28 protein-coding genes are annotated in these 26,810 nt (G+C 66.5%); 13 read left to right on the forward strand and 15 right to left on the reverse strand.

What is annotated here, in order from left to right; all coding sequences use genetic code 11:
* Positions 1–118: 118 nt before the first annotated feature.
* From ACQHI0_RS25770 to uraD, 4 genes are read right to left on the reverse strand one after another with little or no spacing between them, the layout of a single operon-like run.
* Positions 119–1,483, reverse strand: a complete 1,365-nt coding sequence (locus ACQHI0_RS25770; RefSeq protein WP_427904367.1) for an 8-oxoguanine deaminase — start codon at positions 1,481–1,483, stop codon at positions 119–121.
* Positions 1,471–2,376: a factor-independent urate hydroxylase gene (gene pucL, locus ACQHI0_RS25775; RefSeq protein WP_427904368.1), complete on the reverse strand. Its 906-nt coding sequence runs from the start codon at positions 2,374–2,376 to the stop codon at positions 1,471–1,473. Before pucL ends, ACQHI0_RS25770 begins: the two co-directional genes overlap by 13 nt.
* 1 nt (position 2,377) lies before the next feature.
* On the reverse strand, positions 2,378–2,695 hold the full coding sequence (gene uraH / locus ACQHI0_RS25780; RefSeq protein ID WP_427904369.1) for a hydroxyisourate hydrolase: 318 nt from the start codon (positions 2,693–2,695) through the stop codon (positions 2,378–2,380).
* Positions 2,692–3,180, reverse strand: coding sequence for a 2-oxo-4-hydroxy-4-carboxy-5-ureidoimidazoline decarboxylase (gene uraD / locus ACQHI0_RS25785; RefSeq protein WP_427904370.1), 489 nt, complete (start codon positions 3,178–3,180; stop codon positions 2,692–2,694). Before uraD ends, uraH begins: the two co-directional genes overlap by 4 nt.
* 126 nt (positions 3,181–3,306) lie before the next feature.
* Here uraD and ACQHI0_RS25790 point away from each other — a divergent pair, with 126 nt between their 5' ends.
* A complete protein-coding gene (locus ACQHI0_RS25790; RefSeq protein ID WP_427904371.1) occupies positions 3,307–3,903 on the forward strand; it encodes a nucleotidyltransferase family protein in 597 nt (198 codons plus the stop codon).
* Between the two features lie 15 nt (positions 3,904–3,918).
* Positions 3,919–4,938: an XdhC family protein gene (locus ACQHI0_RS25795; RefSeq protein ID WP_427904372.1), complete on the forward strand. Its 1,020-nt coding sequence runs from the start codon at positions 3,919–3,921 to the stop codon at positions 4,936–4,938.
* Positions 4,939–4,950: 12 nt separating this feature from the next.
* Here the strand turns inward: ACQHI0_RS25795 and ACQHI0_RS25800 are convergent, their stop codons facing one another.
* The 4 genes from ACQHI0_RS25800 to ACQHI0_RS25815 form a co-directional block, all read right to left on the reverse strand.
* Complete coding sequence (locus tag ACQHI0_RS25800) at positions 4,951–6,015, reverse strand: ABC transporter substrate-binding protein (RefSeq protein WP_427904373.1); 1,065 nt, start codon at positions 6,013–6,015, stop codon at positions 4,951–4,953.
* Between the two features lie 170 nt (positions 6,016–6,185).
* Entirely contained in the window at positions 6,186–6,986 is an 801-nt protein-coding gene (locus tag ACQHI0_RS25805) for an ABC transporter permease (protein ID WP_427904374.1), read from the reverse strand.
* Positions 6,987–7,026: 40 nt separating this feature from the next.
* Complete coding sequence (locus ACQHI0_RS25810; RefSeq protein WP_427909299.1) at positions 7,027–7,818, reverse strand: ABC transporter permease; 792 nt, start codon at positions 7,816–7,818, stop codon at positions 7,027–7,029.
* Between the two features lie 38 nt (positions 7,819–7,856).
* Entirely contained in the window at positions 7,857–8,651 is a 795-nt protein-coding gene (locus tag ACQHI0_RS25815) for an ABC transporter ATP-binding protein (RefSeq protein ID WP_427904375.1), read from the reverse strand.
* A gap of 246 nt (positions 8,652–8,897) precedes the next feature.
* Here ACQHI0_RS25815 and ACQHI0_RS25820 point away from each other — a divergent pair, with 246 nt between their 5' ends.
* Positions 8,898–9,914: an alpha/beta hydrolase gene (locus ACQHI0_RS25820; protein WP_427904376.1), complete on the forward strand. Its 1,017-nt coding sequence runs from the start codon at positions 8,898–8,900 to the stop codon at positions 9,912–9,914.
* A 53-nt stretch (positions 9,915–9,967) separates the two neighbouring features.
* Here the strand turns inward: ACQHI0_RS25820 and ACQHI0_RS25825 are convergent, their stop codons facing one another.
* From ACQHI0_RS25825 to ACQHI0_RS25850, 6 genes are all read right to left on the reverse strand, one after another.
* The gene (locus ACQHI0_RS25825) at positions 9,968–10,639 is read right to left on the reverse strand and encodes a TetR/AcrR family transcriptional regulator (RefSeq protein ID WP_427904377.1); all 672 of its coding nucleotides are present in this window, start codon (positions 10,637–10,639) and stop codon (positions 9,968–9,970) included.
* A 97-nt stretch (positions 10,640–10,736) separates the two neighbouring features.
* Entirely contained in the window at positions 10,737–11,093 is a 357-nt protein-coding gene (locus ACQHI0_RS25830; RefSeq protein WP_427904378.1) for a DUF3349 domain-containing protein, read from the reverse strand.
* Between the two features lie 11 nt (positions 11,094–11,104).
* A complete protein-coding gene (locus tag ACQHI0_RS25835; protein ID WP_427904379.1) occupies positions 11,105–11,386 on the reverse strand; it encodes a hypothetical protein in 282 nt (93 codons plus the stop codon).
* A 14-nt stretch (positions 11,387–11,400) separates the two neighbouring features.
* Positions 11,401–12,585, reverse strand: coding sequence for an inorganic phosphate transporter (locus ACQHI0_RS25840; RefSeq protein WP_427904380.1), 1,185 nt, complete (start codon positions 12,583–12,585; stop codon positions 11,401–11,403).
* A 74-nt stretch (positions 12,586–12,659) separates the two neighbouring features.
* Positions 12,660–14,162, reverse strand: a complete 1,503-nt coding sequence (locus ACQHI0_RS25845; protein WP_427904381.1) for an ATP-dependent DNA ligase — start codon at positions 14,160–14,162, stop codon at positions 12,660–12,662.
* A gap of 56 nt (positions 14,163–14,218) precedes the next feature.
* Positions 14,219–14,812, reverse strand: a complete 594-nt coding sequence (locus ACQHI0_RS25850; protein WP_427904382.1) for a helix-turn-helix domain-containing protein — start codon at positions 14,810–14,812, stop codon at positions 14,219–14,221.
* 86 nt (positions 14,813–14,898) lie between these two features.
* Between ACQHI0_RS25850 and ACQHI0_RS25855 the strand changes: the two genes are divergently transcribed.
* The 5 genes from ACQHI0_RS25855 to ACQHI0_RS25875 all read left to right on the forward strand — a co-directional run bounded on the left by ACQHI0_RS25855 (position 14,899) and on the right by ACQHI0_RS25875 (position 19,712).
* Positions 14,899–15,525, forward strand: coding sequence for a class I SAM-dependent methyltransferase (locus ACQHI0_RS25855; protein WP_427904383.1), 627 nt, complete (start codon positions 14,899–14,901; stop codon positions 15,523–15,525).
* Between the two features lie 29 nt (positions 15,526–15,554).
* Positions 15,555–16,580, forward strand: coding sequence for an alpha/beta fold hydrolase (locus ACQHI0_RS25860; protein ID WP_427904384.1), 1,026 nt, complete (start codon positions 15,555–15,557; stop codon positions 16,578–16,580).
* 121 nt (positions 16,581–16,701) lie between these two features.
* Positions 16,702–18,108, forward strand: a complete 1,407-nt coding sequence (gene ramB / locus ACQHI0_RS25865; protein ID WP_427904385.1) for an acetate metabolism transcriptional regulator RamB — start codon at positions 16,702–16,704, stop codon at positions 18,106–18,108.
* A 69-nt stretch (positions 18,109–18,177) separates the two neighbouring features.
* Complete coding sequence (locus ACQHI0_RS25870) at positions 18,178–18,474, forward strand: helix-turn-helix domain-containing protein (protein WP_427904386.1); 297 nt, start codon at positions 18,178–18,180, stop codon at positions 18,472–18,474.
* Positions 18,474–19,712, forward strand: a complete 1,239-nt coding sequence (locus tag ACQHI0_RS25875) for a type II toxin-antitoxin system HipA family toxin (protein WP_427904387.1) — start codon at positions 18,474–18,476, stop codon at positions 19,710–19,712. The genes ACQHI0_RS25870 and ACQHI0_RS25875 overlap by 1 nt, the downstream gene beginning before the upstream one ends.
* 116 nt (positions 19,713–19,828) lie before the next feature.
* On the opposite strand, the gene ACQHI0_RS25880 is transcribed toward ACQHI0_RS25875, so the two are convergent.
* Positions 19,829–21,655, reverse strand: a complete 1,827-nt coding sequence (locus tag ACQHI0_RS25880) for an acyl-CoA dehydrogenase (protein ID WP_427904388.1) — start codon at positions 21,653–21,655, stop codon at positions 19,829–19,831.
* A gap of 337 nt (positions 21,656–21,992) precedes the next feature.
* On the opposite strand from ACQHI0_RS25880, the gene urtA reads away from it, so the two are divergent.
* The 5 genes from urtA (at position 21,993) to urtE (ending at position 26,807) form a co-directional block, all read left to right on the forward strand.
* Positions 21,993–23,243, forward strand: coding sequence for an urea ABC transporter substrate-binding protein (gene urtA / locus ACQHI0_RS25885; RefSeq protein WP_427904389.1), 1,251 nt, complete (start codon positions 21,993–21,995; stop codon positions 23,241–23,243).
* A gap of 70 nt (positions 23,244–23,313) precedes the next feature.
* Positions 23,314–24,198 carry an urea ABC transporter permease subunit UrtB gene (gene urtB, locus ACQHI0_RS25890; protein ID WP_427904390.1) on the forward strand — a complete coding sequence of 295 codons (885 nt, stop codon included), beginning with the start codon at positions 23,314–23,316 and terminating at the stop codon, positions 24,196–24,198.
* Positions 24,195–25,322, forward strand: coding sequence for an urea ABC transporter permease subunit UrtC (urtC, locus tag ACQHI0_RS25895; RefSeq protein ID WP_427904391.1), 1,128 nt, complete (start codon positions 24,195–24,197; stop codon positions 25,320–25,322). Before urtB ends, urtC begins: the two co-directional genes overlap by 4 nt.
* Positions 25,319–26,122, forward strand: a complete 804-nt coding sequence (gene urtD / locus ACQHI0_RS25900) for an urea ABC transporter ATP-binding protein UrtD (protein ID WP_427904392.1) — start codon at positions 25,319–25,321, stop codon at positions 26,120–26,122. The genes urtC and urtD overlap by 4 nt, the downstream gene beginning before the upstream one ends.
* Positions 26,115–26,807: an urea ABC transporter ATP-binding subunit UrtE gene (gene urtE / locus ACQHI0_RS25905; protein ID WP_427904393.1), complete on the forward strand. Its 693-nt coding sequence runs from the start codon at positions 26,115–26,117 to the stop codon at positions 26,805–26,807. The genes urtD and urtE overlap by 8 nt, the downstream gene beginning before the upstream one ends.
* The last annotated feature ends 3 nt before the right edge of the window (positions 26,808–26,810 follow it).

Here is a 26,810-nt window from a genome sequence, read left to right on the forward strand (position 1 = left end):
TGTACGCCATCCAGTGTGCGCCGGTTCCGGCAAACCCGCAGTTCAGCACGCCGCCGACGACCCGCGACGGCAGCCGGCTCCGGCCCGCCCGCCGCATGACCCACCGAGGCCCGCGAGATCACCCACCGGCCAGCAGCGTTGCCTGCGCTTGGGCGACATCGGCACCCACTGACGCCTCGTCCACCGTCAGCACCACATCGTCGCGAACAACCTCACGCCCGTTCACCACCAGCGCGGCCAGCGGCGGGGCCGACCCGAGGATCAGCGCGACGACAGGATCCTCGATACCGGCGTGAGCGGGTGTATCCAGCCGCCACAGCGCCAGGTCCGCCAGCTTGCCGGGCTCGATCGACCCGATCTCCGCGGCCCGCCCGAGCACCCGCGCTCCACCCATGGTCGCCAGCTCCAGCGCCGTGCGCACCGTCATCGCCCGCGGACCGCCGACCGCCCGCGCGTACAGCAACGCGTTGCGCGGTTCCTCGATCATCGAACTCGACTCGTTGCTCGCCGCGCCGTCGACCCCGAGGCCGACGGGCACACCGGCCGCCACCAGGTCGGCGGTCCGCGCGATTCCGGCGCCCAACCGGCCGTTGGAGGTGGGGCAGTGCGCGATCCCGGTCCCGGTGCGAGCCATCGCCGCGATCGCCGGATCGTCGAGGTGCACGGCATGGGCGTACCAGACGTCGTCACCCAGCCAGCCGAGCTGTTCCATGTACTCGGCGGGCGTGCAGCCGAATTTGTCCTGGCAGAAGTCCTGCTCATCGAGGGTTTCGGCGAGGTGGGTGTGCAGCCGGACCCCGGTGGAACGGGCCAGTGCCGCGGACTCGCGCATGAGGTCGGCGGTCACCGAGAACGGCGAGCAGGGGGCCAGCGCGACCCGCACCATCGCGTCGAAGGACGGGTCGTGCCAGTCCTCGATGGCCGAGGAGCTAGCGGCGAGAATGTCGTCGATGGACTCCACCACAGAGTCCGGCGGCAGCCCGCCCTTGCTCTGCCCGAGATCCATCGACCCGCGCGCCGGATGGAACCGGAGCCCCACTTCGGCCGCCGCCCCGATCTCCGCCGCGAGCAGATCGCCGCCACCGCGCGGGAACACGTAATGGTGATCCGACGACGTCGTGCACCCACTGCGCGCCAGCGAAACCAGCGCGCCGGTGGCCGCGGTCCGCACCGATTTCTCGTCGATCCGCGCCCACACCGGATACAACGTGGTCAGCCACTCGAACAGCGTGTTGTCGGCGGCCAGCCCGCGGGTGATCCACTGGTACAGGTGGTGGTGGGTGTTGACCAGACCTGGCGTGAGCACGCAGCCGCGCCCGTCGATCCGCGCGACCTCCGGACCGACCTCCGGCGGCGCACCCTCGCCCACAGCCTCGATCTTGTTGCCACGCACTGTGACCCAGCCTCGGCGGTACTCGGTGCCCGCCGCGTCGACGGTCACCACCGCGCATCCGTAGATCAGCAGATCACTCACGGCTGCCACGCAATCCCCGCATCGGCAGCATCCGCACGTGCCAGGGTGGCGTGGATCGAGCCGTACGGCCGGTCGGCCGCCCAGAACACCTCACCCTTGTTCTCGATCTCGAACCGCGCCAGGTCGTAGTCGAAGTGATGTTTGTTCGGCGCCGACAACCGGATCTCGGCCAACATCGGAAAGCGTTCCAGCGCAGCCGTTCCCATCGCGTACAGCGTCTGCTGCAACGCCTTGGAATACGTGGTCGCGAACAGCTCGAGCAGGGTCGCGCGAATTCCGGCGTACACCTCGTCCCAGTCGAATCCGCTGGTCTCGGCGAACCGCCACTGGACCACCAGTGAACTGGCCAGCACCCGATCGTGGGTCGGCGCGAGCGTTGTGTACTCGTCGGTGAGGAAGTCCGCGAACTCCGAGCCGGTGGACTTGAGCAGCACCAGATCCTTGATCCCGCCGATCACCCACCGCTGCTGCTGCGCACCCTTACCCGCCACGGTCACCGCGGCCGTACGCACCTCGGGGCCCTGGCGCACCCAGGTGTGATCATGTTCGGCACCATCGACCGAAACCCGCTGCCAGCCGTAGGAGTCCACGTCGATGCGCGCACTCGACACCGGATCGACCGAATCGACGAAATGCTTCCCCAGCGCGATCGCGTAGTCCTCGATGGTGTCGAGTCCGGGCTTCTTCGAGTACACGAAGGCCATGTGCTTCTGGGTATCGGTGGGCAGGACGTGACGCTGGTCACCATCGGTATATGCCGCCTCGAAATCGCCGCGTAGGGCGGTCGAGACGTTCACGTCGCGAATCTCGTGGCGCGCGTTCTCTTTGTAGAAACGCACAACCCGATTCTCGGACTTGCCATATCGGTTGTCGGTCAACACGATCGGACCACTCAGTGCCATCTCAGCTCCCTCGGTAGGTGGAATAGGCGAACGGCGACAGCAGCAGCGGCACATGCAGATGCGGCTGCTCACCCACCGTGAACGCGACGCAGACCTCCGGATAGAAGGTCTCGGTGCCCTGCGCCGCGAAGTAGCTGCCGGTATCGAAGTACAGCTGGTAATCACCCGGATTCAGCCCGGCCGCGAGCTCTTTCACCCGGCCGTCGGCGTCGGTGAGGGCCTCGGTGAGCCGCTGCTCACCGCGCACCAGCCACACCGCGACACCCGCGGCGGGCACCCCGCGCACGGCATCGAGGACGTGCGTACTCACACTCGTCATGGCGCCACCAGTCCCGCCAGGCGCAGCCGGTTGATCTTCGCCAATTCTGTTCGCATGACCTGCCTTTCCGTCGACGGATCGTTGTCCAGCCGCGCCCGCAGGATCGCGAGCAATTCCTCGCCGCCGCGACCTGCGGCGCAGACCAGGTAGATATGGCCGAATTTCGCCTCGTAGGCGCGATTGCCCTCGGCCAGCGCGGAGCGCACGTCCTCGCCGACCCCGGACTGCTCGCGCGCGGACTTCGCCGAGATCGTGCGGTCGCCGATCCGCGGGTGACCGGCCAGCGCCTCGTCGATCTCGGCGTCGTCGAGTGCGGCCGATCCCGCATCGGCCGCCGCCAGCAACGATTCCACGGTGGGATAGGGACGCGCGGCCGCGATCGCCCGCGCCCAGCGTGGCGCCGAGCAACAACCGAGCAGTGCCTCTTCGGCCATCGTCGCAGGTAGATCGTTGAAACCCGCGAGGCTCAACCCTTCGCTCGTCATCGATCCAGCATCGCGCGATCCCCGCCGAGCCGCCACCGATGTGCAATCCATCACGTCGGCGTGTCGTCGTCGCTGCGCTCCCCTGCCGTAATCGACCGGCAACATTGGCTCATTACCTTCGCGAACATGCCCCCAGTCGACCGTTCCGCGCACGCCTCGTGCACGGGCATCGTCCTCGCGGCGGGTGCGGGCACGCGATACGGCAAACCCAAGGCACTCGCCGAAAACGGCGCCTGGTTGCGCTCGGCGATCACCGCGCTGCGCGACGGTGGTTGCGATCCGGTGATCGTCGCGCTCGGCGCGACCGGACCCGATCCGGCCCCCCTCGGTCTGCCCGACGGCACCGAATGGCGGTGGGTTGCCGACTGGGCGACCGGACTCGCCGCGACGGTGCGCGCGGGCTTGCGCGCGGCCACCGAGACGGGCACCCGTTACGTGGCGTTTCTGCCTGTCGACATCCCCGATATCGGGCCCGATGTCGTCGCCAGAGTGCTCGCCGCCGCGCGTTCGAGCCAGAGCGGACTTGCCCGTGCTGTGTTTCACAACACACCTGGACACCCCGTTGTGATCGAGAACAAGCACTGGGAAGCCATATCGGCCAGCGCCTCGGGTGATTCCGGAGCCGGTTCCTATTTGGGCGGTCGACAGGATATGGTGTGCGTCACGTGCGACGACTTGGCGACAGGGACCGATCGCGATTTCCCGGAAGTCGGCGCACGATGATCGGAGTTTTGAGATATGCGCGATATCGTCGATGACCTTCTGCGAGTGTGGCATTCGGGCCGTACGGGCGGCCTCGCCACCGTGGTCCGTACCATCGGCACCAATTCCCTGCCGATCGGCTCCTCGATGCTCGTCACCCCCAACGGTGGCGTCTTCGGATCCATCGCCTCCGGCCGGCTGGAAGAGACCGTCTACGAGGCGGCACTGGAAGCCGGTCGCACCGGTGTCCGGCAACTGCGTCGCTACAGCATGCTCACCGGGCTGGAATCGAGCGCCGACGACGGCACGCTCGTCGACATCTTCGTAGAGCCGTTCTCCTGCCGCGATTTTCCCGAATTCCCCACCATCGCCGCTGATATCCAGGCCCATCGCCGGGTCACCGTGTTCACCGTGGTGTGGAATCAGGATCCCGATGTGATCGGCCAGCATCTGGTCACCGATCGCAAGCACGCGACCGAGCTCGTCGCACTGCCCGAGTCGGATCTGTTCGTCGCCTCGTACTGCCCGCCGCCGCGTCTGATCATCTTCGGCGCCAACGCCTATGCGGCCACCCTCGTGGCGCAGGCGCGGATGATCGGCTACCGGGTGAGCATCTGCGACTCGCGCCCCGAGTTCGCCGACCCGGCGTCGTTCCCCGGTGCCGAAGTGGTCGTCGACTGGCCGCATCGCTACCTCAACACCCTCGCGGCCGCGGGCGAGGTGGACACCACTACCGCGATCGTGGTGCTGGCCAACGAACCGCGCTTCGAGATCCCGCTGCTCACCGTCGCCCTACGACTACCCGAGCTCGGGTACCTCGCCGCCCTCGGCACCCCCGCCGACCAGGCCCGCCGCCTCGACGATCTGCGCGCAGGCGGCTTCGACGAGCCCACCCTGGCCCGCGTGCACGTGCCCGCCGGGCTGGAAGCGGGCCCGCGTACCCCCGCCGAAACGGCCGTCTTCATCACCGCCGATTTCCTCGCTTCCCGTGCGGGCCTTCGCCTGGCCGCGCAACGCGACTACGCCTCCAGGCCCTCGGTGGGGATGGCGATCTAGTCCGGCCAGGTACTACTTCAGACCCGGGTTCTCGGCGTAGATCTCACGAATCACCGACATGTCGAAGAGCTGGTCGGCCTCGATGTCGATCTTGGCGGTCTTCAGCGCGGCGATGTTCTGCGCGATCAGCGCGTCGGACATCGTCAGCAGGCCGTCGGTCTTGGTCGAGGCCGAGACCACCAGGTCGTTCTGCGCGGTGGCTTCCTTCGTCTGCTCGGCCAGGTCGAGTTTCAGGTCCTTGCCGTAGACCTCGACGGCCAGGCGCGCGGACTCGGCGGGCGCGGCGACAGCGTCCTTCCAGCCCTTGATCTGGGCGGTCAGGAAGGCCTTGAGCTTGTCGCGCTCGTTGTCGATCGTGTGCTGGCTGACGGTCATCGTCTCCGCGACCAGCGGCAGGCCGAAGTCGGCGAACAGGAAGTGGTCGTTGGCGAAGCCCTTGGCGGCCAGGGTGATCGGCTCGTTCGTCACGTAGCTCACCCAACCGTCGACCTCACCGTTGGCGAGCGGGGTCGGATCGAACTGCGCGGGCACCACCGTCACCTCGCCGGGGTTGATGCCGTTGGCGGCCAGCAGCGCGCTGAAGATGAGCTGATTCGTGTCCTGCACACCGATCTTGCGGCCCTTCATGTCCGCGGGCGACTTGATCGGCTTACCCGCCGCGCTGACGATCGCGAACGGGTTCTTCTGATAGGTCGCGCCGACGATCTTGGCGGGCAGCCCTTCCAGCACGGCGGGCGCGGTGGTCTGCGGCGCGGAAAGGCCGAGCCAGATCTTGCCGGTATCGAGACCTGCTTCCACCGACGTCGACGCCGCACCACCCGCGACGAGATCTACCGCACCGAATCCCGCATCCTTGAAATAGCCTTTCGAATCGGCGAAATACTCGCCCGCGAATTCGATGTTCTTGATCCAGGACAACTGGACAGCGACCTTGCCGAATTTCGAGCCGTCGTCGGTCGAACCGTTCGAGGAAGTGGCCGAACTACCACCGCAGGCGGCGAGCAGACCGGCGCCGCCGAGCGCGGCGCCGGTCAGTGCGGAAAAGCGGAGAAGGGAACGACGGTCGATACTGTTCATACGCAGAATGTAGATTCGATGCGTTTCGTTCTCTTTGCGGCTGTGTTTATTGGCGGCTGGTGCCGCGGTTCTCGGCGCTGAACTCCACCTCTTCCCTCCCTACGGGCACTCCTTCGTCGCACCCTCCGGTCAGTCCATCGGCGGAGGCGCGCCGAGAACGGTTCGTAGTATTACGATCCCGCGCTCGGCCCGAATCGCGCGAGCACCAGGTTTTCGATGACGCCGACAATCGCGTACAGCAGCACCGAGACCACCGTGACCACCACGATCGAGGCCCACAGCCGGTTGTACTGGAACATCGGGATGGCCCGCACCAGGCTCGCGCCCAAACCTGTTCCACTGCCGAGCCATTCACCCAGCAGCGCACCGATCAACGCACCCGGCACCGAGACCCTGGCCGCGGCGAACACCGACGGCAGCGCGGCGGGCACCGCGACCATCCGCAGCCGCGTCCAGCGCGACCCACCGTAGGCCGTCACCAATTCCATTGCCTGCCTGGGCGCTTCGCGTAAGCCGGTCATGATCATCACCAGGGCGGGGAAGAACACGACGATCGCCGTCAGCACCGTCACCCCCGCCGTGCCACGACCGAAGATCAGCACGACGATCGGGCTCAGCGCCACCAGCGGCACCGAGCGCAACAGCATCGCGACCGGCATAAAGGTCTGCTGCACAGCCGAATACAGCACGAACAGCGCGGCGACACCGAGCGCGCCGACCATCCCGACCACGAAGCCGGATGCCGCGTCGCCCAGGGTGATCGCGAGGTCGTCGAAGATCGCCCGCCGTGCGGTCGGCGCACCCGATGAGGTCACCAGATAGGCCCAGACATCCGACGGTGTCTTGCCCACCCGCGGCCCGATCTGCGGGAACAGGCGAAGAAACAGCGTCCAGACCGCCAGTAGCAGGACCAACGAGGTGGCCAGCGGCAACAGGAAGCGGCCGATCCTCCGCAGGACAGTGGCGGTCACCGGCGGACCCCTTCTGGTACAGGCGCTGAAATGGCTTGTGTCATCGCCCCTCCTGCGCGGTTGTCCACGGCGTGATCAATCGGGCCGCTGCGGCCACCAACACGTAGCCGAGCCCGGCCAGCGCGGCGGCGGCGATGGCCATGCCCCAGGTGCGCGGCACGTTGTAGGCGGTCTGCGCCGCGGTGAGCGCGACCCCGATACCGCTGTCGACACCACCCAGGTACTCGCCGATGATCGCGCCGAGCACCGCCGATGGCGCGGCGATCTTCAAGGCGGCGAACGTATTCGGCAGCGCGGCAATGGATTGGACCCGAAACAGCTGCTGCCAGCGACCGCCGCCGTAGGCGCGCACCAGATCCAGGCTCGCCGGATCAGCCGAACGCAATCCGCTCACCGCGCCGACCATCGTGGTGAAGAAGCAGTACATCGCGGCCAGGAACACCGTGGGTGTGCGTCCGCCGAACACCACCAGGATGATCGGGCCGAGCGCCACCAGCGGCGTGCAGTAGCTCAGGATGGCCAGCTGGGTGGCGAGCGGTTCGATCCGCGGCACCAGCATGATCAGCGCCGCGATCCCGATGGCCAGCACGTTCCCCCACAGGAAACCCTGCAAGGCCCCGATCGCGGTGACCTGGAAGTTCGGCCCGTAGAGGCCCCACCCGTCCGACCACATGGTCGACAGCACCCGCCACGGTGTGGGAATCGTCCCGCCCGCGGTTCCGGCCGCGGCAAGTGCCCACCACAGCGCGATCAAGGCGACGACACCGAACGTCCCGGCGATCCGCCCGTCCCCGAACCACGTCGGGATGCGCTGTGCTGCTGCCGTATTCACGGCAGTGGTCGCGGGCAGACCGTCGGTACGCTGCTCGCTCACGCGACCCCGCCCCGCCCGAAAAGCAACTCCGACAGGTAATCACAGAGCTTGTGGAATTCCGGCGTGCGCATCATCTCAGGGGTGCGCGGACGCGGCAGATCGATCTCCACCAATTCCAGCACCCGCCCCGGTCGCGGGCTCATCACCGCGACCACATCGGAGAGGAACACGGCCTCACCGATCCCATGGGTGACCATCAGGGTGGTGGCGGGCCGCTCGGTCCAGATGCGCAGCAGTTCCAGGTTCAGCCGCTGCCGCGTCATGTCGTCGAGCGCGCCGAACGGTTCGTCGAGCAACAGCACCGACGGCTGCACCACCAGCGCGCGTGCGATCGAAACCCGTTGGCGCATACCGCCGGACAACTGCGCGGGCTTGGCCTTCTCGAATCCCTCGAGACCGACCAGCGCGATCAGTTCGGCGATCCGGTCCGGTTCGGCGGGCAACCCGGCCACCTGCAGTGGCAGCCGGATGTTGGACTCCACGCTGCGCCACGGCAGCAGCGCCGAATCCTGGAACGCGATACCCAGCTGATGTCGGCCGCGCAATTGTTCCGGAGACAGGCCGTTGATCCGCGCGGTGCCCGCACTCGGTTCGTCGAGGCCGGCCAGAATCCGCAGCACCGTCGATTTACCGCAACCGGACGGTCCGAGCAAGGACAGGAATGCACCGTGCGAAGTCCGTAAATCGACCGAGTCCAGCGCGTCGACGGTGTTGCGGCCCACCGTGAAGGTCTTGCTCAACCCACTGATCTCGATCCCGGTGGTCACGCTACCGGGGATTTCCTTACCCATGCTCGTCACCATAAGAGTGGCCGGTTGCGGCGGCATTTCCGAATCGGAGCCCAGATTGCGGGCTCGTAAATCGTGCTCGAGGTCACGATAAATGTGAACCGGTAACGATTCGGTCATGTGAGAGGACATAGAGTGTCGGAGGATCTGACAGCCCCGAGACGCTCGAGCGCCTATGCTCTCGACCGACCAGGGGAAGCACTGCGATGACGTGCCCGACAGGGCACGTGGACTGGAACCGACTGTTCGATGAAGCTCTCTGCACTACGTACCGTGGCCGCGCTGCGCACCACCGCCGTGGCACTGACCGCCGCGTTGTCGGTGGCCGTTGTCGCCGGTGGCGCCGCATCCGCCGAACCCGAGAAGCCCTCGGCCGTGTCGTCGATCGTCAAAGACGGACGCGTGTGGCATCTGAAGGTGTACTCGGCCGCGATGAAGAAGGACATCACGATCGACGTGCAGCGTCCCGTCGACGAGTCCAAGCCCGCCCCCAACTTCTTCATGCTCAACGGCCTCGACGGCGGTGAGGGCACCGCCAGCTGGAACGCGCAGACCCAGGCGCTGGACTTCCTCGCCGACAAGCAGGTCAATGTGATCCAGCCGATCGGTGGTCGCGGCAGCTACTACACCGACTGGAAGCAGGAAGACCCGAAGCTGGGTCTGAACAAGTGGACCACCTTCTTCACCCAGGAGCTCCCGCCGCTGCTCGACAGCGCGCTCAACTCGACCGGCCGCAACGCGCTGGCCGGGCTGTCCACCTCCGGCACCTCGGTGCTGCAGCTGGCCGAGGCCAAGCCGGGTCTGTTCAAGTCCGTCGCCGCCTACAGTGGCTGCGCGCAGATCGCCGACCCGATGGGCAAGCAGGCCGTCAAGTTCTCGACGGAGACCTGGGCGGGCGGCAAGACCGTCAACATGTACGGCCCGGACAACGATCCGGCCTGGGTCGAGAACGACCCGGTGATCAACGCCGAGAAGCTGCGCGGCACCAACCTCTACATCTCCAGCGGTAGCGGTATGCCGACCAACGCCGACGTGGCCTACTACCTCAACGGCGCGCCCGGCCCGATGGGCGTGATCAACCTCGGTCTCGGCATCGGCATCGAAGCGGCGACCAACGCCTGCAGCCAGAACCTGAAGGCCAAGCTGGACTCGCTGGGTATCCCGGCGACCTACCAGTTCACCCCGATGGGCACCCACTACTGGCCGTACTGGGAGCAGGCGCTGCACGACTCGTGGCCGCTGCTCGCCGAGGGCATGGGTATCTGATTCTCCACTGAAAAACGGGAGGCGTCCGAATTCGGATGCCTCCCGTTTTCGCGTCAGCTAGGCGCGACCGCGGTGCGCACGGTGAGCCCCGAGCGGATGAAATAGGCGATCTCGTCGCAGATCTCGTCGACCGAGATCGCGTCACCGGGAACGGTGGCGTGCACCATCTCCTGGGCGAGCGAATTCACCGCGCCGATCACCGCGAGGCCGAACAGATGCAGGCTGCGCGATTCCGCCTCGCCGCGTTCGGCGGCCCGTTGCGCTTCGCGGGTGAGCAGCGCTGAAATCGACCGCCGCTGCGCGCGCCGCCACTCCTCCACCACCGGACTCACCCCGACGACCTCGACATAGAACACCCGCGCGGCCCGCCGATCCCGGCAGGTCACCGCGAGAAACGCACGGAAGCTCTCGACGACGCGCACCACCAGCGGCTGTTCACTGGTGAGTTCCAATGCCTCGTCGAGGCGGCGCAGCGCGGCCGCGTTCAACCGATCGACGAGCGCGATCAACAATGCCTCGCGGCTACCGATGTCTTCGTAGAAACTACGGGTCGACACATTCGCGGTCGAACACAGTCGCTCGATCGAGGTCGACGAATATCCCTGGGTGCCGAATAGTTCCAGCGCCGCGTCGGTCAACCTGTTGCGGCGTAGCGCTACTCGCTGCTGGCGCGACAATCCACCGTAACTACGACCACTATCGGTTTCTTCCGCACGCCGAACCACGGATGCATGCTAGCGCGCGATCGCCTGTCAGCCAGGCGATTCGCCATTGTCGCGGTGAATTGCGCTGGTGCAGCGGAATTGTCGAAGCGTCGACCGATCAATTCTGTTCGGTAGTGGGTTCACTGTCGTCGAGCGGTTCGGCCAACGGCCAGCCACCGGCCGCCAGATGCGAAGCGACGCGCGAGACATCGTCGGGCGCGGGCTGCTCCTTCGCGAAATCGGCGATGGCAGCGGCGATATCGGCCTCGCTGATCTTCTCGCCCGGACGGCTGGCCTCCACCAGCCGCTCCCCGATCACGACCACTTCGTAATCGGTGAGGTGGCGGTGCAGCACCGCGAACAAGGCGACGTAGTCCGACTGCGGAATGCCCTGCGGATACCCGGCGCGCAACCAGCCGAGCACCCGCGAGAGCAGGTTGCCGCGGACCGAGGGGCTGGGGTTCGGATCGGTCATGGCGTCCTCACTCATGATTGGCCGAACAGGTGGATGCCGAACTGGTGGGCGATGAAAGCCTTGGCGGTGAACAGGATTCCGGTGATCACCACGACGACGATCAGGGTCACGCAGATCAGCGCTCCCGCCAGCGCGGGATAGTTGCGGTGGACGCGGCCCTGCTCGTCGACGGTCTCGGCATTTGCCCACCACCGCACCGCGAAGGCGAAGACCGCGGGGACGCCGGCGCCGAAGATCAGCGCGGCGAGCACCACTTCCCACAGTGAACTCAGATTGGTGATCACGGTCTGCACTTTTCGCTCCCCCTCTACCCGGCGTGATTCTGGTCGATCGGCGGCTGCGCCGAAGTGGGTGGCTTGCCTTCCGGCCACTCGTTCACATTGTGCGTGCCGACCGGATCCCGGCGCGATCGCAGATACATCCCGAGCGCGCCGGCGATCAGGATGCCGAACACCACGAGGACACCAGGGAGCCCGCCGATGAGATGTGCCAGTGCCCAGCAGATCGCACCGACGATGCCCGCCATCGGCAGCGTCAGCAGCCAGGCGACAGCCATCCGGCCCATCACCCGCCAGCGCACCTCCGCGCCCTTGCCGATGCCGGTACCGAGGATCGCGCCGGTGGCGGTCTGCGTGGTCGAGAGCGGCAGGCCGAAGTGCGCCGAAGTGAGAATGATTGCGGCCGACGTCGATTCGGCGGCCAGACCCTGCGGCGATTCGATCTCGACCAGGCCCTTGCCGAGGGTCCGGATGATCCGCCAGCCGCCGAGATAGGTACCGAGGGCGATCGCGACCGCACAGGAAGCCATCACCCACAGCGGCATGTGGTCGTCCTGACCCAGCGAGCCGTAGGCGACCAGCGCGAGGAAGATGACGCCCATCGTCTTCTGCGCGTCGTTGGTGCCGTGCGCCAGCGACACCAACGAGGCCGAGCCGATCTGACCCCAGCGGAAACCCTCGTCGGTCTTCGCCTGGTCCACGCCGTGGGTGATCCGGTACACCAGGAACGTGCCGATCGCCGCCACCACGGCCGCGATCACCGGCGCGAGGATGGCGGGCAGCACGATCTTGATCAGCACGCCGTCCGAACCCGAAGCCCAGATCACGCCGTTCCAGCCGAGCGCGGCGATCGTCGCGCCGATCAACCCGCCGAACAGCGCGTGTGAGGAACTCGACGGCAGGCCGAGCAGCCAGGTGAACAGGTTCCACAGGATGCCGCCGACCAAACCGGCGAAGACGATGACGAGGAGATCCTGCCCGCTCACTTCGTTCAACTGCACGATGCCCTTGGCCACCGTCGCCGCCACCGACACCGACAGAAACGCACCGATCAGGTTCAGCACGCCCGAGAGCGCCACCGCCGTCTTCGGCTTCAGCGCACCGGTGGCGATCGAGGTCGCCATGGCGTTGGCCGTGTCGTGGAATCCGTTCGTGAAGTCGAATGCGAGAGCTGTGACGATGACGATCAGCAGGACCATTAGTTCGGCGCTCACCGGAACAGTGTGTCGTATGCTGCCGCCGGATTGCCAAACTGTTGCGGGTAAGTCGCCGTTTACCGGGGCTGACCTCAGCCGAGTGCGCGCACCGCGTCGATGGTGTCGGCCTGCGCCGGTTCCTTGTCCGGCCGATACCGGACAACTCGGGCGAACCGCAGCGCCACCCCGCCCGGATATCGGGTACTGGTCTGGACGCCGTCGAGCGCGATCTCGACGACGAGTCGCGGGCGCAGGTACACGGTCGGACCGTCGCGGTGAGTTTCGTGGCGCGGGAATTCCTCGGTCTGCCAGCGGAGCAGTTCGTCGGTCAGGCCCTTGAAGGTCTTGCCGACCATCACCGGCTCGCCGGTCGCCGGATCAACGGCTGCCAGATGCAGATTCGACAGGAAACCGGTGCGGCGGCCGTAGCCCCATTCGGCGCCGATCACCAGCAGGTCGAGGGTGTGCGCGGGTTTGATCTTCTGCCAGGCCTTGCCGCGCCTGCCCGCGGCGTACGGGGCGTCGAGTGCCTTCACCATCACGCCTTCGTTGCCGACGGCGAGCGCGTCGTCGTAGCAGTCGGCGGCGGCCTCGGGGGTCGGTGCGATGAGCGCGGGGATGCTGTGGTCGCCCGCGACCTGTTCCAGGGCGGTGCGGCGCACGCGCAGCGGTTCGTCGATGAGGTCGGTGCCGTCGAGGTGCAGGCAGTCGAAGAAGTACGGGTGCAGCCGGCGCGGGTCGCCGATGGTGGCGAAGCGGCTCATTGTTTCCTGGAACGGGCGGGGGCGGCCCGCGTCGGTGAGCGCGAGGGTTTCACCGTCGAGGACAACGGTGGCGCAGTCGAGGGTCTTGACGAGGTCGACGAGTTCGGGGACGCCGGCGGTGATGTCGCGCAGGGTTCTGGTGAAGACCCAGACCTGGTCGCCGTCGCGGTGCACCTGGATGCGGGCGCCGTCGAGTTTGTGCTCGACGCTGATGTCGGAGCCGAGTTCGGCCAGTGCCTCGTCCAGCGAGCCGCCGGGTGAGGCCAGCATCGGCGCGACGGGGCGGCCCACTTCGAGGCGGAACGCCGACAGTGCTGCTTCGCCGCCCGCGAGCGCGGCGATCGCGGTGGCCGGGAGTTGGCCAGAGAGCATGTGGGCGCGGCGCACGACCTCGACGGGGATGCCGGTGGACTGGGCAAGCGCTTCGACGACGATCGCGGTGAGCGCGCCCTGGCGGAGTTCGCCGGTGAGCAGGCGGATCAGGAAGGACTGTTCTTCCGCGGTCGCGGCCGTGAAGAGCGCGGTCAGCAATTCGCGACGCCGGGTGGTCGATCCTGGGCCGCTCAGTCCGGTGAGCTGCGTGAAGACGTCGTCCACCGCCGCGACCACGAGGCGCGCCTCGTCGCTCGGCGAGGTGTCGAGCCCCGCCACCGTGCGCCAACCCGCCCCGATCCGGCCCTGCATCAGCTCACCGGACAACCACGCCACCACAATGCCGATCTCGTCCGGGCCCGCGGCACCGAAGAGCTCGGCCAGCGCGGCGATCTTCGCCTTGCGCGACCGAGTCGCCCGCACGGTCTCCGAGGCCGTGACGACATCGCTGAACAGCACCTGACGACACTATCGCGAGGGTGTGACACAGCTGGTGACGGACAGACGGTCACATATCAATGGCCCTTTGACCCAGGTACGTCGGCGCGCACGTGCGCACGCATCCCTTGCACGCCGAACAGGATAAGTAGTTCGACCGCACCGCCGTCGGCACTGCCGAGCCAGTGTGGCAAGGATGTGTCGAACTCGGCGGCCTCACCGGGCGGCAAGGTCAGGTCGCGCTCGCCGAGCACCAGCCGCAGGCGCCCGTTGAGCACGTACAGCCATTCGAAACCGTCATGTGTCTGCGGTGTCGGTTCGAGCGGTTCCGGCACCGCGGGAATGATCATCTTGAACGCCTGCACCCCACCCGGCCGTCGCGACAGCGGCACGAAGATCAGCCCGAACCGCCGGATCGGCTTCAGGTGGATTCGCGGGTCGCCGGTGCGCGGGGCACCGACGAGATCGTCCAGCGGAACGTCGTAGGTGCGCGCGAGCGGCAGCAGCAACTCCAGCGTCGCCCGGCGCTGCCCGCTCTCCAGTCGAGACAGGGTGCTCTCCGATACCCCCGTGCGCGCCGACAGGTCGGCGAGCGTGATGCCGCGGTCGCGACGCAGCGCACGCAGCCGCGGGCCGACCAGGTCGAGCACGTCTTCTGATTCACGATCCATGAGTTGATCTTGCCGGAACAGCAAGATTGCGTGCCAGATCGTCCTGGGTCCGGAAACACTGAGGTATCCCGATCAAAGGAGTCTTGATGAGCGCCACCGATGCGGTCACCTTCTGGAACGGCGTCTACGAAGGCCGTTCGGCAGCAACCGACCCGCGGCCGAACGACCGTCTCACCGAGGTGGTCTCGGATCTGTCACCCGCGGACGCATTGGATCTCGGATGCGGTGACAGCGGCGACACGCTCTGGCTCGCCGAGCGGGGTTGGCACGTCACCGCCGTCGACATCTCGGCCGTGGCGATCGCGCGGCTCACCGCCCTCACCAACTCACGCGGCCTGGGTACCCACGTCACCGCCAAGCAGCACGACCTGCGGAAGTCCTTCCCGCAGGGCCGATTCGACCTGATCTCCGCCCACTATCTACACACCCCCTTCGACCTGGATCGGTCGACCGTCCTGCGCGGGGCCGCGCACGCGCTGCGTCCGGGCGGGCGACTGCTGATCGTCGACCACGGCTCGACCGCGCCATGGTCGTGGAATCAGGACCCTGACCTGCGCTACCCGAGCCCGCGGGAAGTCGCGGCGGATATTGATCCAGATCCGGCGACGTGGCTCGTCGAGCGGGCCGACGCACCCCGCCGGATCGCGACGGGACCGGATGGGCGCACCGCCGAGGTCACCGACCACGTCCTACTGATCCGCCGCACCGTCTGATCCGCCTGACTCCCCCAGGACAGGAACCCATGATCACCGCAACCCGGCCGTCGCCGCACCGCTTCCACCGCTCCGCACGCGCGATGGCGACCGCCACGCTCGCGCTCCTGCTCACGGTCGGCACCGCGGGGTGCTCCACGCCGACCCCCGCCGTTCCCCCGTACGCCGTTGCCACCCACAACGACCCGGAGTTCGACAAAACCTTCCGCCACGAGTTCGCCGATATCGACGGGGTCCGGATGCACTACGTGACCGGCGGCAGCGGCACGCCGGTGGTGCTGATCCACGGTTGGCCACAGACCTGGTTCGGCTGGTGGCCGATCATGCCGGACCTGGCCGAGAAGCACACCGTTTACGCCATCGACCTGCCCGGGCTCGGCGACAGCACCGGCGCACCGAGCGGCTACGACAAAGCCACCATGGCCCGGTACGTGCACACCCTGATCGCCGATCGGCTCGGGGTGCGTGACGCCCGCATCGTCGGGCACGATTTCGGCGCCGCGGTGGCATTCCACTACGCCACCCAGTTCCCCGCCGACACCGCGCGCCTCGGCTACCTCGACCTGCCACTCCCCGGACCCGCGATCGATGCGCCCACCTACCGTTCGATGAGCTGGCATATCGCCTTCCACTCCCAGCGGCGGGTCCCCGAGGCTGTCGTCGACGACGACGTCCGCGAGTACCTGGCGCTGTTCTATCCCCAGGTCTCCTTCGGCGGATCGGCCTTCGGTGGCACGTCGGACCGCTCCCCGTTCACCGATGCCGAAATCGATGAGTACGCACGGACTTACAGCCAACCCGAGAAAATGGCAGGCGGCTTCGAGCTCTACCGAGCCCTCGACCAGGACGTCCGCGATGCCGTGGCAGCAACACCGACCCAGGTGCCCACGCTGCTGATGACCGCCCAGGGGCAGCTCGACCCGGTACGGGCGACCGCGGCCCCACGGATGACCAACATCGTGCGGGCAGTGGACGTGCCGAACGCAGGACACTGGCTCGTCGAGGAGAACCCGCGGTTCGTCACGGCGGAACTGCTGAACTTCCTCGACGGATGATCCCCAGGGCGTGGCCCTACGTTGTCGAGCGCCCCGGTCGTGATCCGCAGCGGTCACAACGCTGCGCACCGTTGTTAACAAAGGGTTGGCACGCCTGCGAAAGCAGCTCTAAACTGGACATATGGCCAAGACCTACGTCGGAGCGCGGCTGCGCCAGCTGCGCACCGAGCGTGGGCTGAGCCAGGTCGCGCTCGCGCAGAAACTGGAGATCTCGGCCAGTTATCTGAACCAGATCGAACACGACGTGCGACCGCTCACCGTGCCGGTGCTCACGCGCATCAACGAGGTCTTCGGCGTCGACCCCACCTTCTTCTCCGCCCAGGACGACACCCGCCTCATCGCCGAGCTGTCCGAAGTGGTGATGGACGCCGAGCTCGGTATCGAGGCCGATACCCAGCAGATCGCCGACATGGTCTCCGCGCATCCGTCGATGGCGCGCGCCCTGGTGGCCATGCACAACCGCTACCGCAACACCAGCGCGCAGCTTGCCGCCGCCACCGAGGACCGGTTCGCCGACGGTGCGGGCAGCGCCGCGATCAGCAAGCCGCACGAGGAAGTGCGCGACTACTTCTACCAGCGGCAGAACTACATTCACGAATTGGACACCGCCGCAGAAGATCTCACCGCGCGTATCCGATTCCACGGCGGCGAGGTGAGCACCGAGATCGTGCGTCTGCTGCGCGCGCACGGCGTGCGGATCAGCGAGCGCATCGACCTCGGCGAGGGCGTGCTGCACCACTACGACCCCGAGACCAAACAGCTCGAGATCTCCCCGCACCTGTCCGGCGGGCAGCGCACTTTCAAACTGGCCGCCGAACTCGCCTATCTCGAATGTGGCCCACTACTCGAAAAGCTGGTCGACGAAGGCAATTTCGCGTCCGAATCCTCGTACAAACTCGCGATGCTCGGTCTGGCGAACTATTTCGCCGCCGCAATCGTCTTGCCCTACACGCATTTTCACGAGGTAGCCGAGAACTTCCGGTACGACATCGAGCGCCTGTCAGCCCACTTCTCGCAGAGTTTCGAAACCATCTGTCACCGCCTGTCGACCCTGCAACGGCCCACCCTGCGCGGCGTCCCCTTCTCCTTCGTCCGCGTCGACCGCGCCGGAAATATGTCGAAACGCCAGTCCGCCACCGGTTTCCACTTCTCCGCCAGCGGCGGCACCTGCCCCCTCTGGAACGTCTACGAGACCTTCGCCTACCCCGGCAAGATCATGACTCAGATCGCCCAGATGCCCGACGGCCGCAAATACCTCTGGATCGCCCGCACCGTCGAACGCCGCGCCACCCGCTACGGCCAACCCGGCAAAACCTTCGCCATCGGCCTCGGCTGCGAACTCCGCCACGCGGGCCGCGTGGTCTACGCCGACGGCATCGACCTCGGCGAGGCCAACGCCACCCCCATCGGCGCGGGCTGCCGAGTCTGCGTCCGCTCCAACTGCCCCCAACGCGCCTTCCCACCCCTCGGCAAGGCCCTCGACATCAGCGAACACCGGAGCTCGGTCTCGCCGTACCTCATCAAGTAGCTCAATGGAGCGTATCTGGTCCGTAAGACCCTATAGTGGTTCATATACGCGCCATTAGCAGGAGGGGCAGTGAAGCGACGAACCCCCGCGCGGGTCACTCGAGCGGCACGCGACATCGGCGAACACCTGGTCGCGTGGCGAAAACTTCTCGGCCTCACCGCCGAGCAAGTCTCCGAACGGGCAGGCGTCGCCAGATCCACCTACCGGCGCCTCGAACAGGGCGAACTGGGGGTCTCGATGGAAACCTATCTGAACGTGCTGCGAGCACTGGGACAACTCGACAACGTTGTCACAGCCATTGATCCGTACGAGACCGACCTCGGCCGCGCCCGCGCTGATCAGCAACTCCCGAAGCGAGTGCGCTGATGCCTGACGAGCTGATCGTCTCCGTCGACATCAACGGCCGGACTATCCCGGCAGGCACTGCCTATTTCACCCACCGAGGCAGCCTTGCCACCTCATTTCAGTACAACGCCGACTATCTTCGGACGCCCGGGGCCTACGAACTAGACCCCGCTCTTCCTCTGTATCAAGGACAGCACCACGTGTCCGGTCTGCCCGGTGCGTTCGCTGACTGCGCACCTGACCGCTGGGGGCAAAACCTCGTCAAGAGGCGCCGCCAGGTACTGGATCAGACGAACAAGTCGATGCCCCGCGCGCTCACACCCGTCGACTACTTGGTCGGAGTCAGCGATCTCACCCGTCAGGGCGCGCTCCGCTTTGCCGAGCCCGATACCGGCGAGTTCCTGGATCCTGACCCGGCGGTCCCGAAGTTGATCGAATTGCCCTCGCTACTCAGGGCTTCCGATCACCTCGCCCGAGATGATGCTGACTTCAGCGACCTGAAGTTGCTGCTTGCCGCCGGAACCGCAACATTGGGTGGTGCCCGCCCAAAAGCGTCGGTTCGTGACGAGGACCGGCTGTGTATCGCCAAGTTTCCACATCACGCCGATTCCTGGGATGTCATGGCCTGGGAGAAAACCGCTCTTGACCTCGCTGAGGCTGCGGGCATCGCGACCCCCGCTCGCGCTCTGCGCCGGATCGACGGCCGAGGAGTGCTCATCCTCGACCGATTCGATCGCGCGCACGGACAGCGAATCGGCTACATCAGCGCCATGACCATGCTGCAAGCGCGCGACGGACAAGGTCATGACTATCTCGACCTCGCCGAGGCGCTCCCCGAGCACAGCGCACAGACGAACTCAGACCTGCGCGCCCTGTGGCGTCGAATCGCCTTCAGCGTCGCCATCCACAACACCGACGACCACCTCCGCAATCACGGTTTCCTCCATCACCCAGGCGGATGGCAACTAGCACCGATCTTCGACGTGAACCCCAACCCTGAGATCACAGAACATCGGACAACCTCCATCGCTGGAGTGACCGCACGCGCCGATGAACTCGAGGCATTGATGGCGGCGGCAGATGCCTTCGGCCTGACGTCGAACGACGCGACAGCCGCCCTCAGTGAAGTGCTCGCCGCAACCGCAACCTGGGCACAGACCTCCGCCGCCAATGGAATCTCGACCGCTGAGCGCACCCGTTTCGCGCCTGCCTTCGAGGGATTACGCCCAGCGATGGAAACGGCCGTCCGTCACATCTGAAGCGATTACTTGCCTGTCGGCGCTTTCCCCAGACAGTGCACGCGCCCCTCCATGGCAAGGCCCTCGAGATCAGCGAACACCGGAGCTCGGTCTCGCCGTACCTCATCAAATAACTCTCAGAAGGCTTCCTCCGGGACGGCCATGATGTCGTTGTCGATGGCGGCGAGGATGTTCTTGGTAGCGGTGAGTTCGGGGAGGACGTTCTTGGCGAAGAAGCTCGCCGCGGCGACTTTGCCCTGGTAGAAGGGGCGTTCCCGCGGTGCGGCGTCGGAGGCTGTGGCGGCGGCGATGTCGGCCTGGACCAGCAGGCGCCAGGCGATGAGGAGATCGCCGACCGCCATCAGGAAGCGGACCGAGCCGAGGCCGACCTTGTAGAGCTCGGTCGGCTCGGTGCGGGCCGCCATGGCGTAGCCGGTGAGGGTGGCGGCCATGGCGCCGACGTCGGCTTGGGCGGTGCGCAGCAAGGCGCGCTCGGTGGCGAAACGGCCGGTGTCGTTGTCCAGGTACTCGCTGATCTGCGCGTTCACGTGGGCCAGGGCGACACCGCGATCGCGAATGATCTTGCGGAAGAAGAAGTCCTGCGCCTGGATCGCCGTGGTGCCCTCGTAGAGCGAGTCGATCTTGGCGTCGCGGATGTACTGCTCGATCGGATAGTCCCGCAGATAGCCGGAGCCACCGAAAGTCTGCAGCGACTCGGTCAGCAACTGGTACGCGCGCTCGGATCCCACGCCCTTGACGATCGGCAACAGCAGATCGTTCACGCGGTGCGCGGTCTCCGGATCTGCACCGGATACCAGCTGCGCGACCTCCGCGTTCTGATGCGCGGCGGTGTACAGATACACCGCGCGCAGCCCCTCCGCGTAGGCCTTCTGCATGGCCAGCGACCGGCGCACATCGGGGTGATGGGTGATGGTGACGCGCGGCGCCGCCTTGTCGGCGATCTGCGTCAGATCCGCGCCCTGCACGCGTGTCTTGGCGTACTCGAGTGCGTTCAGATACCCGGTCGACAACGTCCCGGACGACTTCACACCCACCGTCATCCGCGCGTTCTCGATCACCTCGAACATCTGGGCGATGCCGTTGTGCACATCGCCGACCAGCCAGCCCTTGGCGGGCACCGCGGTGCCGCCGAAGGTCAGCTCGCAGGTCGGCGACGACTTGAGCCCCATCTTGTGCTCGACCCCGGTCACATACACCCCGTTGCGGTCGCCCAGTTCCAGCGTCTCGGGATCGAAGAGGAACTTCGGCACGTAGAACAGCGACAGCCCCTTGGTGCCGGGGCCGGCGCCCTCCGGCCGAGCGAGCACAAGGTGGAAGATGTTCTCCGCCGTATCACCCACGTCACCGCCGGAAATGAACCGTTTCACCCCGTCGATGTGCCACGACCCGTCGGGCTGCGGCACAGCCTTGGTACGCCCCGCGCCGACATCGGACCCGGCGTCGGGCTCGGTGAGCACCATGGTGGCCTGCCACCCGCGCTCGACCCCGCCCCGCGCCCAGCGCCGCTGGTCTTCGTTGCCGACCCCGTAGAGCACCGAGCCCATCGGCGGGCCCATGTTGTAGAAGCTGGCCGCCGGGTTGGCACAGATGATGAGCTCGTTGACAGCCCACATCAGCACATTCGGGGCGGCGGTACCATCCATGCCCGCCGGCATGCCGAGGCGGTACCAGCCCGCCTCGCGCACCATGCGCACCGTCTTGCGCAGTGGTTCGGGCACGGTGATGTCGTTGGTATCGGGCTGGAAGACCACGGGCTCCCGGTCGGCCTCGGCGAACGAGTCCGCGATCGGGCCCTCGGCCAGGTGTTTCACCTCGTCGAGGAGCTGGCGAACCGTATCGGAGTCCAGGTCGCCGTAGGCGCCGGAGTCGAGAAGTTTGTCCAGGTTCAGCACCTCGAACAGATTGAACTCGATGTCACGCACGTTCGCCTTGTAGTGCCCCATCGGGCCCTCCTCGACTGACCGCACACGGCCGGATTGCCGCGTGGCTCGGCTGCTCGACGTCGTACTGATCGAGCCTGCCGCACCTGCGCGCTCCTACGCAACCGTAGGTACGCCGATCCTCCGGTAGTCCCGCGGCGAACAATTCACACGGACGAAACAGACGAAACGGGCACGTGATCGGGAGACATTCGGGTGCAACAAGTTCCATCTACTGTCTCGAATCACGAATACAGCAGCTGTATACAACTCGGTGTACATCCAGTCGCCGGGGAGCAGCGGTGGTGTTCGTTGTGGCGCGTATGGCGCCACCGTTGCACCTGATGAGGAGAACCGCCCCATGTCTGAATCCCGTTTGGTCAAGGCACTTGTCGTGCCTGCCGCGGTGGCCGTCGCCGGCCTGCTGCTCACCGGCTGTGGTGCGCGCGACGACGCGTCGACCGGCTCGACCGCCGCCTCCTGCGTCGACACCAGCAAGGACACCATCAAGGTGGGCTCGCTGCACTCGCTGTCGGGCACCATGGCCATTTCCGAAGTCACCGTGGCCAATTCGACCAAGCTGGCGGTCGACCAGATCAACGCGGCGGGCGGTGTGCTCGGCAAGAAGATCGAGATCGTCCTCGAGGACGGCGCCTCCGACCCGAAGACCTTCGCCGAGAAGGCCGAGAAGCTGATCAGCTCCGACTGTGTCGCTTCGGTTTTCGGCGGCTGGACCTCGTCGAGCCGTAAGGCCATGAAGCCCAAGTTCGAGAACCTGAACTCGCTGCTCTACTACCCCGTGCAGTACGAGGGCCTGGAAGACTCCAAGAACATCTTCTACACCGGCGCCACCACCAACCAGCAGATCATCCCCGCGCTGGACTACCTGAAGCAGAAGGGCATCACGTCCCTCTACCTGGTCGGCTCCGACTACGTCTTCCCGCAGACCGCCAACCGCGAGATCAAGGCCTACGCCGCGGCCAACGGCATCGAGATCAAGGGCGAGGACTACACCCCGCTCGGCTCCACCGATTTCTCCACCATCGTCAACAAGGTGCGCGCCGCCAAGGCGGGCGCGGTGTTCAACACCCTCAACGGCGACTCCAACGTCGCCTTCTTCCGCGAGTACGCCAACGCGGGCCTGAAAGCCGCTGAGATGCCGGTGGTTTCGGTGTCGATCGCCGAGGAGGAGGTCGCGGGCATCGGCCCGCAGATCATCGCGGGCCAGCTGACCGCCTGGAACTACTACCAGACCGTCGACTCCCCGGCGAACAAGAAGTTCGTCGCCGACTACAAGGCGGCCTTCGGCGCCGACAAGCCGACCTCGGACCCGATGGAAGCCGCCTACGCCTCGGTCTACCTGTGGAAGAACACCGTCGAGAAGGCGAAGTCGTTCGCGGTGGCCGACATTCAGGCCGCGGCCGACGGCGTGAGCTTCGACGCCCCGGAGGGCACTGTCACCATCGACGGCTCCAACCACCACATCACCAAGACCGCCCGCATCGGTGAGATCCGCCCCGACGGCCTGATCTACACCGTCTGGGATTCCGGCAAGGCCATCACCCCCGACCCGTACCTGAAGTCCTACGAGTGGGCCAAGGGCCTCAAGTAAGTAGCCCGACAGAGGTGGGACGCGCACCGCGCGCGTCCCACCTCGCCCCATCTCCAAGGAGTCCACTGCAATGGACGTGCTGATCAGTCAGCTCTTCACCGGGCTGAGTCTGGGATCCATTCTTCTGCTCGCCGCGCTCGGCCTCTCCCTGACCTTCGGTCAGATGGGCGTCATCAATATGGCGCACGGCGAATTCATCATGGCCGGTTGCTACACCACTTACGTTGTGCAACAAGTCTTCTCCTCGGCCGGCGTGTCACTGGCCGTATCCCTGCTGATGGGCTTCCTCATCGGCGGCCTGCTCGGTGCCGCCCTGGAGATGGGGCTGATCCGCTACATGTACGACCGGCCGCTCGACACATTGCTCGTCACCTTCGGTGTCGGGCTCGTGCTGCAGCAGGCCGCGCGTGACATCTTCGGCGCGCCCGCCAAGAACGTGCTGGTGCCCGAATGGCTCAGTGGTGGAATCACTATCGCGGGCGCGGTGGTTCCCAAGACCCGCATCTTCATCCTGGTCCTGGCGATCGTCGCGGTGACCACGCTGGCCGCCGTGCTCAAGACCACCCCGATGGGCCGGCGGATTCGCGCCGTCGTGCAGAATCGCGGGCTTGCCGAAACCAGCGGCATCTCCAGCAGATTCACCGATATCAGCACGTTCTTCATCGGCTCCGGCCTGGCCGGTGTCGCCGGGGTGGCGCTCACCCTGATCGGTTCGACGAGTCCCACCATCGGCCAGAGCTATCTGATCGACGCGTTCCTGGTGGTGGTGATCGGTGGCCTCGGCCAGATCAAGGGCACGGTGATCGCGGCGTTCGCGCTCGGCCTGCTCAACTCGTTCATCGAATACTCCACCACCGCGTCCATCGCGAAGGTGATCGTGTTCGTGCTGATCGTCATCTTCCTGCAGGTCCGCCCGCAGGGCCTGTTCACCGTGCGGACGAGGAGCCTGGCATGACCGCACTCACCGAACGTCTGCGCGCCTACCCGCGACTGACGCCGCTGGCCGGTTTCGCGGTCGCCGCGATTGTTCTCTTCGCTGTCGCCCCGGCGGTCCTGAGCGACTTCCGCCTGAACCTGCTCGCCAAATTCCTCTGCTTCGCCATCGTGGCGGCCGGCATCGGATTGGCTTGGGGCCGTGGCGGAATGCTCACCCTCGGCCAGGGCGTGTTCTTCGGCATCGGCGCCTACATCATGGCCATGCACATGCAGCTCGCCGACGCCGCCCGCCTCGGCAACGACGTCCCGGAGTTCATGGAGATCTCCGGCATCAGCGAACTCCCCGGCTTCTGGCAGCCGTTCAGTTCCGCGCCGGTCGCCATCCTCGGCATCCTGGTGCTACCCGCGCTGGTCGCGGCCGTGCTCGGTTACGGCGTGTTCAAGCGTCGCGTGCGCGGTGCCTACTTCGCCATCCTGAGCCAGGCGCTGGCGGCGGCGCTGGCGATCCTGCTCACCGGACAGCAGGCCATCGGCGGCTTCACCGGGCTCTCGGACTTCCGCGCCTTCTTCGGCTTCAAGCTGTCCGACCCGGCCAACCGGCAGATGCTGTTCTTCATCGCGTCCGGCACCTTGCTCGTGGTGGTGGCGCTGATCCGTCAGCTCAACCGCAGCCGCTACGGCGAACTGCTGGTGGCGGTGCGTGACGCGGAGGAGCGCGTGCGCTTCCTCGGCTACGACCCGGCCAATATCAAGATCGTCGCGTACGTCGTGGCGGCCTTCCTCGCCGGTATCGCGGGTGCGTTGTTCACCCCGATCGTCGGCATCATCTCCCCCGCCGACATCGGTGTCATCCCGTCGATCGCCTTCCTGATCGGCGTCGCCATCGGTGGCCGCACCACGCTGCTCGGGCCGATTCTCGGCGCGATCGGGGTGGCCTGGGCGCAGACCTCGCTGTCGGAGTCGTTCCCGTCGGGCTGGACCTACATGCAGGGTGTGCTGTTCATCGTGGTCGTCGGGTTCATCCCCGCCGGTCTGGCCGGGCTGTGGCCGATGCTGAAGGGCTGGCTAGACAGTCGCAAGAAGCTGCCACCCGCACCGGAAGAACCAGCGGTCGTCACCGAGGAGAAGGTGCAAGCGCGATGACACACGAACCCAAAGCGGGCGGCAACGCCGGCATGGACAGCGACTACCTCGAAATCCGTGGCCTCTCAGTCAGTTTCGACGGTTTCAAGGCGGTCACCGACGTCGATCTCACGGTGCTGCAGGGTGACCTGCGGTTCCTGATCGGCCCGAACGGCGCGGGCAAGACCACATTGATCGACGCCATCACCGGCCTGGTCCCGGCCACCGGCTCCGCGCAGAAGTCGGGCACCGAACTGCTCGGCAAGAAGGTGCACCAGATCGCGCGCCTCGGCGTCGGGCGCACCTTCCAGACGGCCAGTGTGTTCGAACAGCTCACCGTGCTGCAGAACCTGGATATCGCCGCGGGCGCCGGGCGATCGGCGCTGTCGCTGTTGCGTACCCGCAAGTCGGTACTGCCGAGCATCGAAGAGGCCTTGGCGACAACCGGTCTCACCGCACTGCGTGACAAGCCGGCCGGAATCCTCGCGCACGGGCAGAAGCAGTGGCTCGAGATCGGCATGCTGCTCGTGCAGAACGCGTCGGTGCTGCTGCTCGACGAGCCGGTCGCGGGCATGAGCGCCGAGGAGCGGGAGGAGACCGGAAACCTGTTGCGCCGCATCGGTGGTGATCGCGTGGTGATCGTCGTCGAGCACGACATGGACTTCATGCGATCCTTCGCCACCTCGGTCACCGTGCTCGCGGGCGGCAAGGTACTCAGCGAGGGCAGCGTCGAACAGGTCCAGGCCGATCCGAAGGTGCAGGAGGTCTATCTCGGCACCGCGAATCTCGCTGCGACAGACAAGGAATCGGCCGATGCTTGAACTACACGAGATCCATTCGGGATACGGGCGCACCGAGGTGATCCACGGCATCAGCCTCACCGTGCCCGACGACAGCGTGGTCGCCATCATGGGCCACAACGGCGCGGGCAAGACCACCCTGCTGCGTGCCGCCGTCGGCCTGCTGCCCACCAAGTCGGGCACCATCACCTTCGACGGCGAGAAGATCACCAAACTCTCACCCTCGCAACGGGTCAAGCGCGGCATCGGCTACGTGCCGCAGGGCCAGCAGAGCTTCGGGCAGCTCACCACCGCCGAGAACCTGCAGGTGGTGGCGGACGGACGCAAGCGCGGTAAGGCCCTGATCGACGAGTCGCTCGATCTGTTCCCCGCGCTGAAGGACCTGCTCACCCGTAAGGCGGGCCTGCTCTCGGGCGGTCAACGTCAGCAGCTGGCCATCGCGCGGGCACTGATCACCGAGCCGAAGCTGCTCATCCTCGACGAACCGACCGAGGGCATCCAGCCGTCGGTGGTCGCCGAAATCGAGCGCACCATCATCGAATTGACGCAGCGCGGCGGCTTGAGCGTGCTGCTGGTGGAGCAGCACATCGGCTTCGCGCTACAGGCCGCGCAGCGGTACTACGTGGTGCATTCGGGGCATCTCGGCTCGACCGGGGCGGGCGGGGCAGGTGCGGAGTCCGCGGTCCGCGCGGCGATGACCATCTGAACG

Origin of the sequence: Nocardia sp. FBN12 (genome assembly GCF_050320175.1) — a bacterium.
Classification (GTDB): Bacteria; Actinomycetota; Actinomycetes; order Mycobacteriales; family Mycobacteriaceae; genus Nocardia.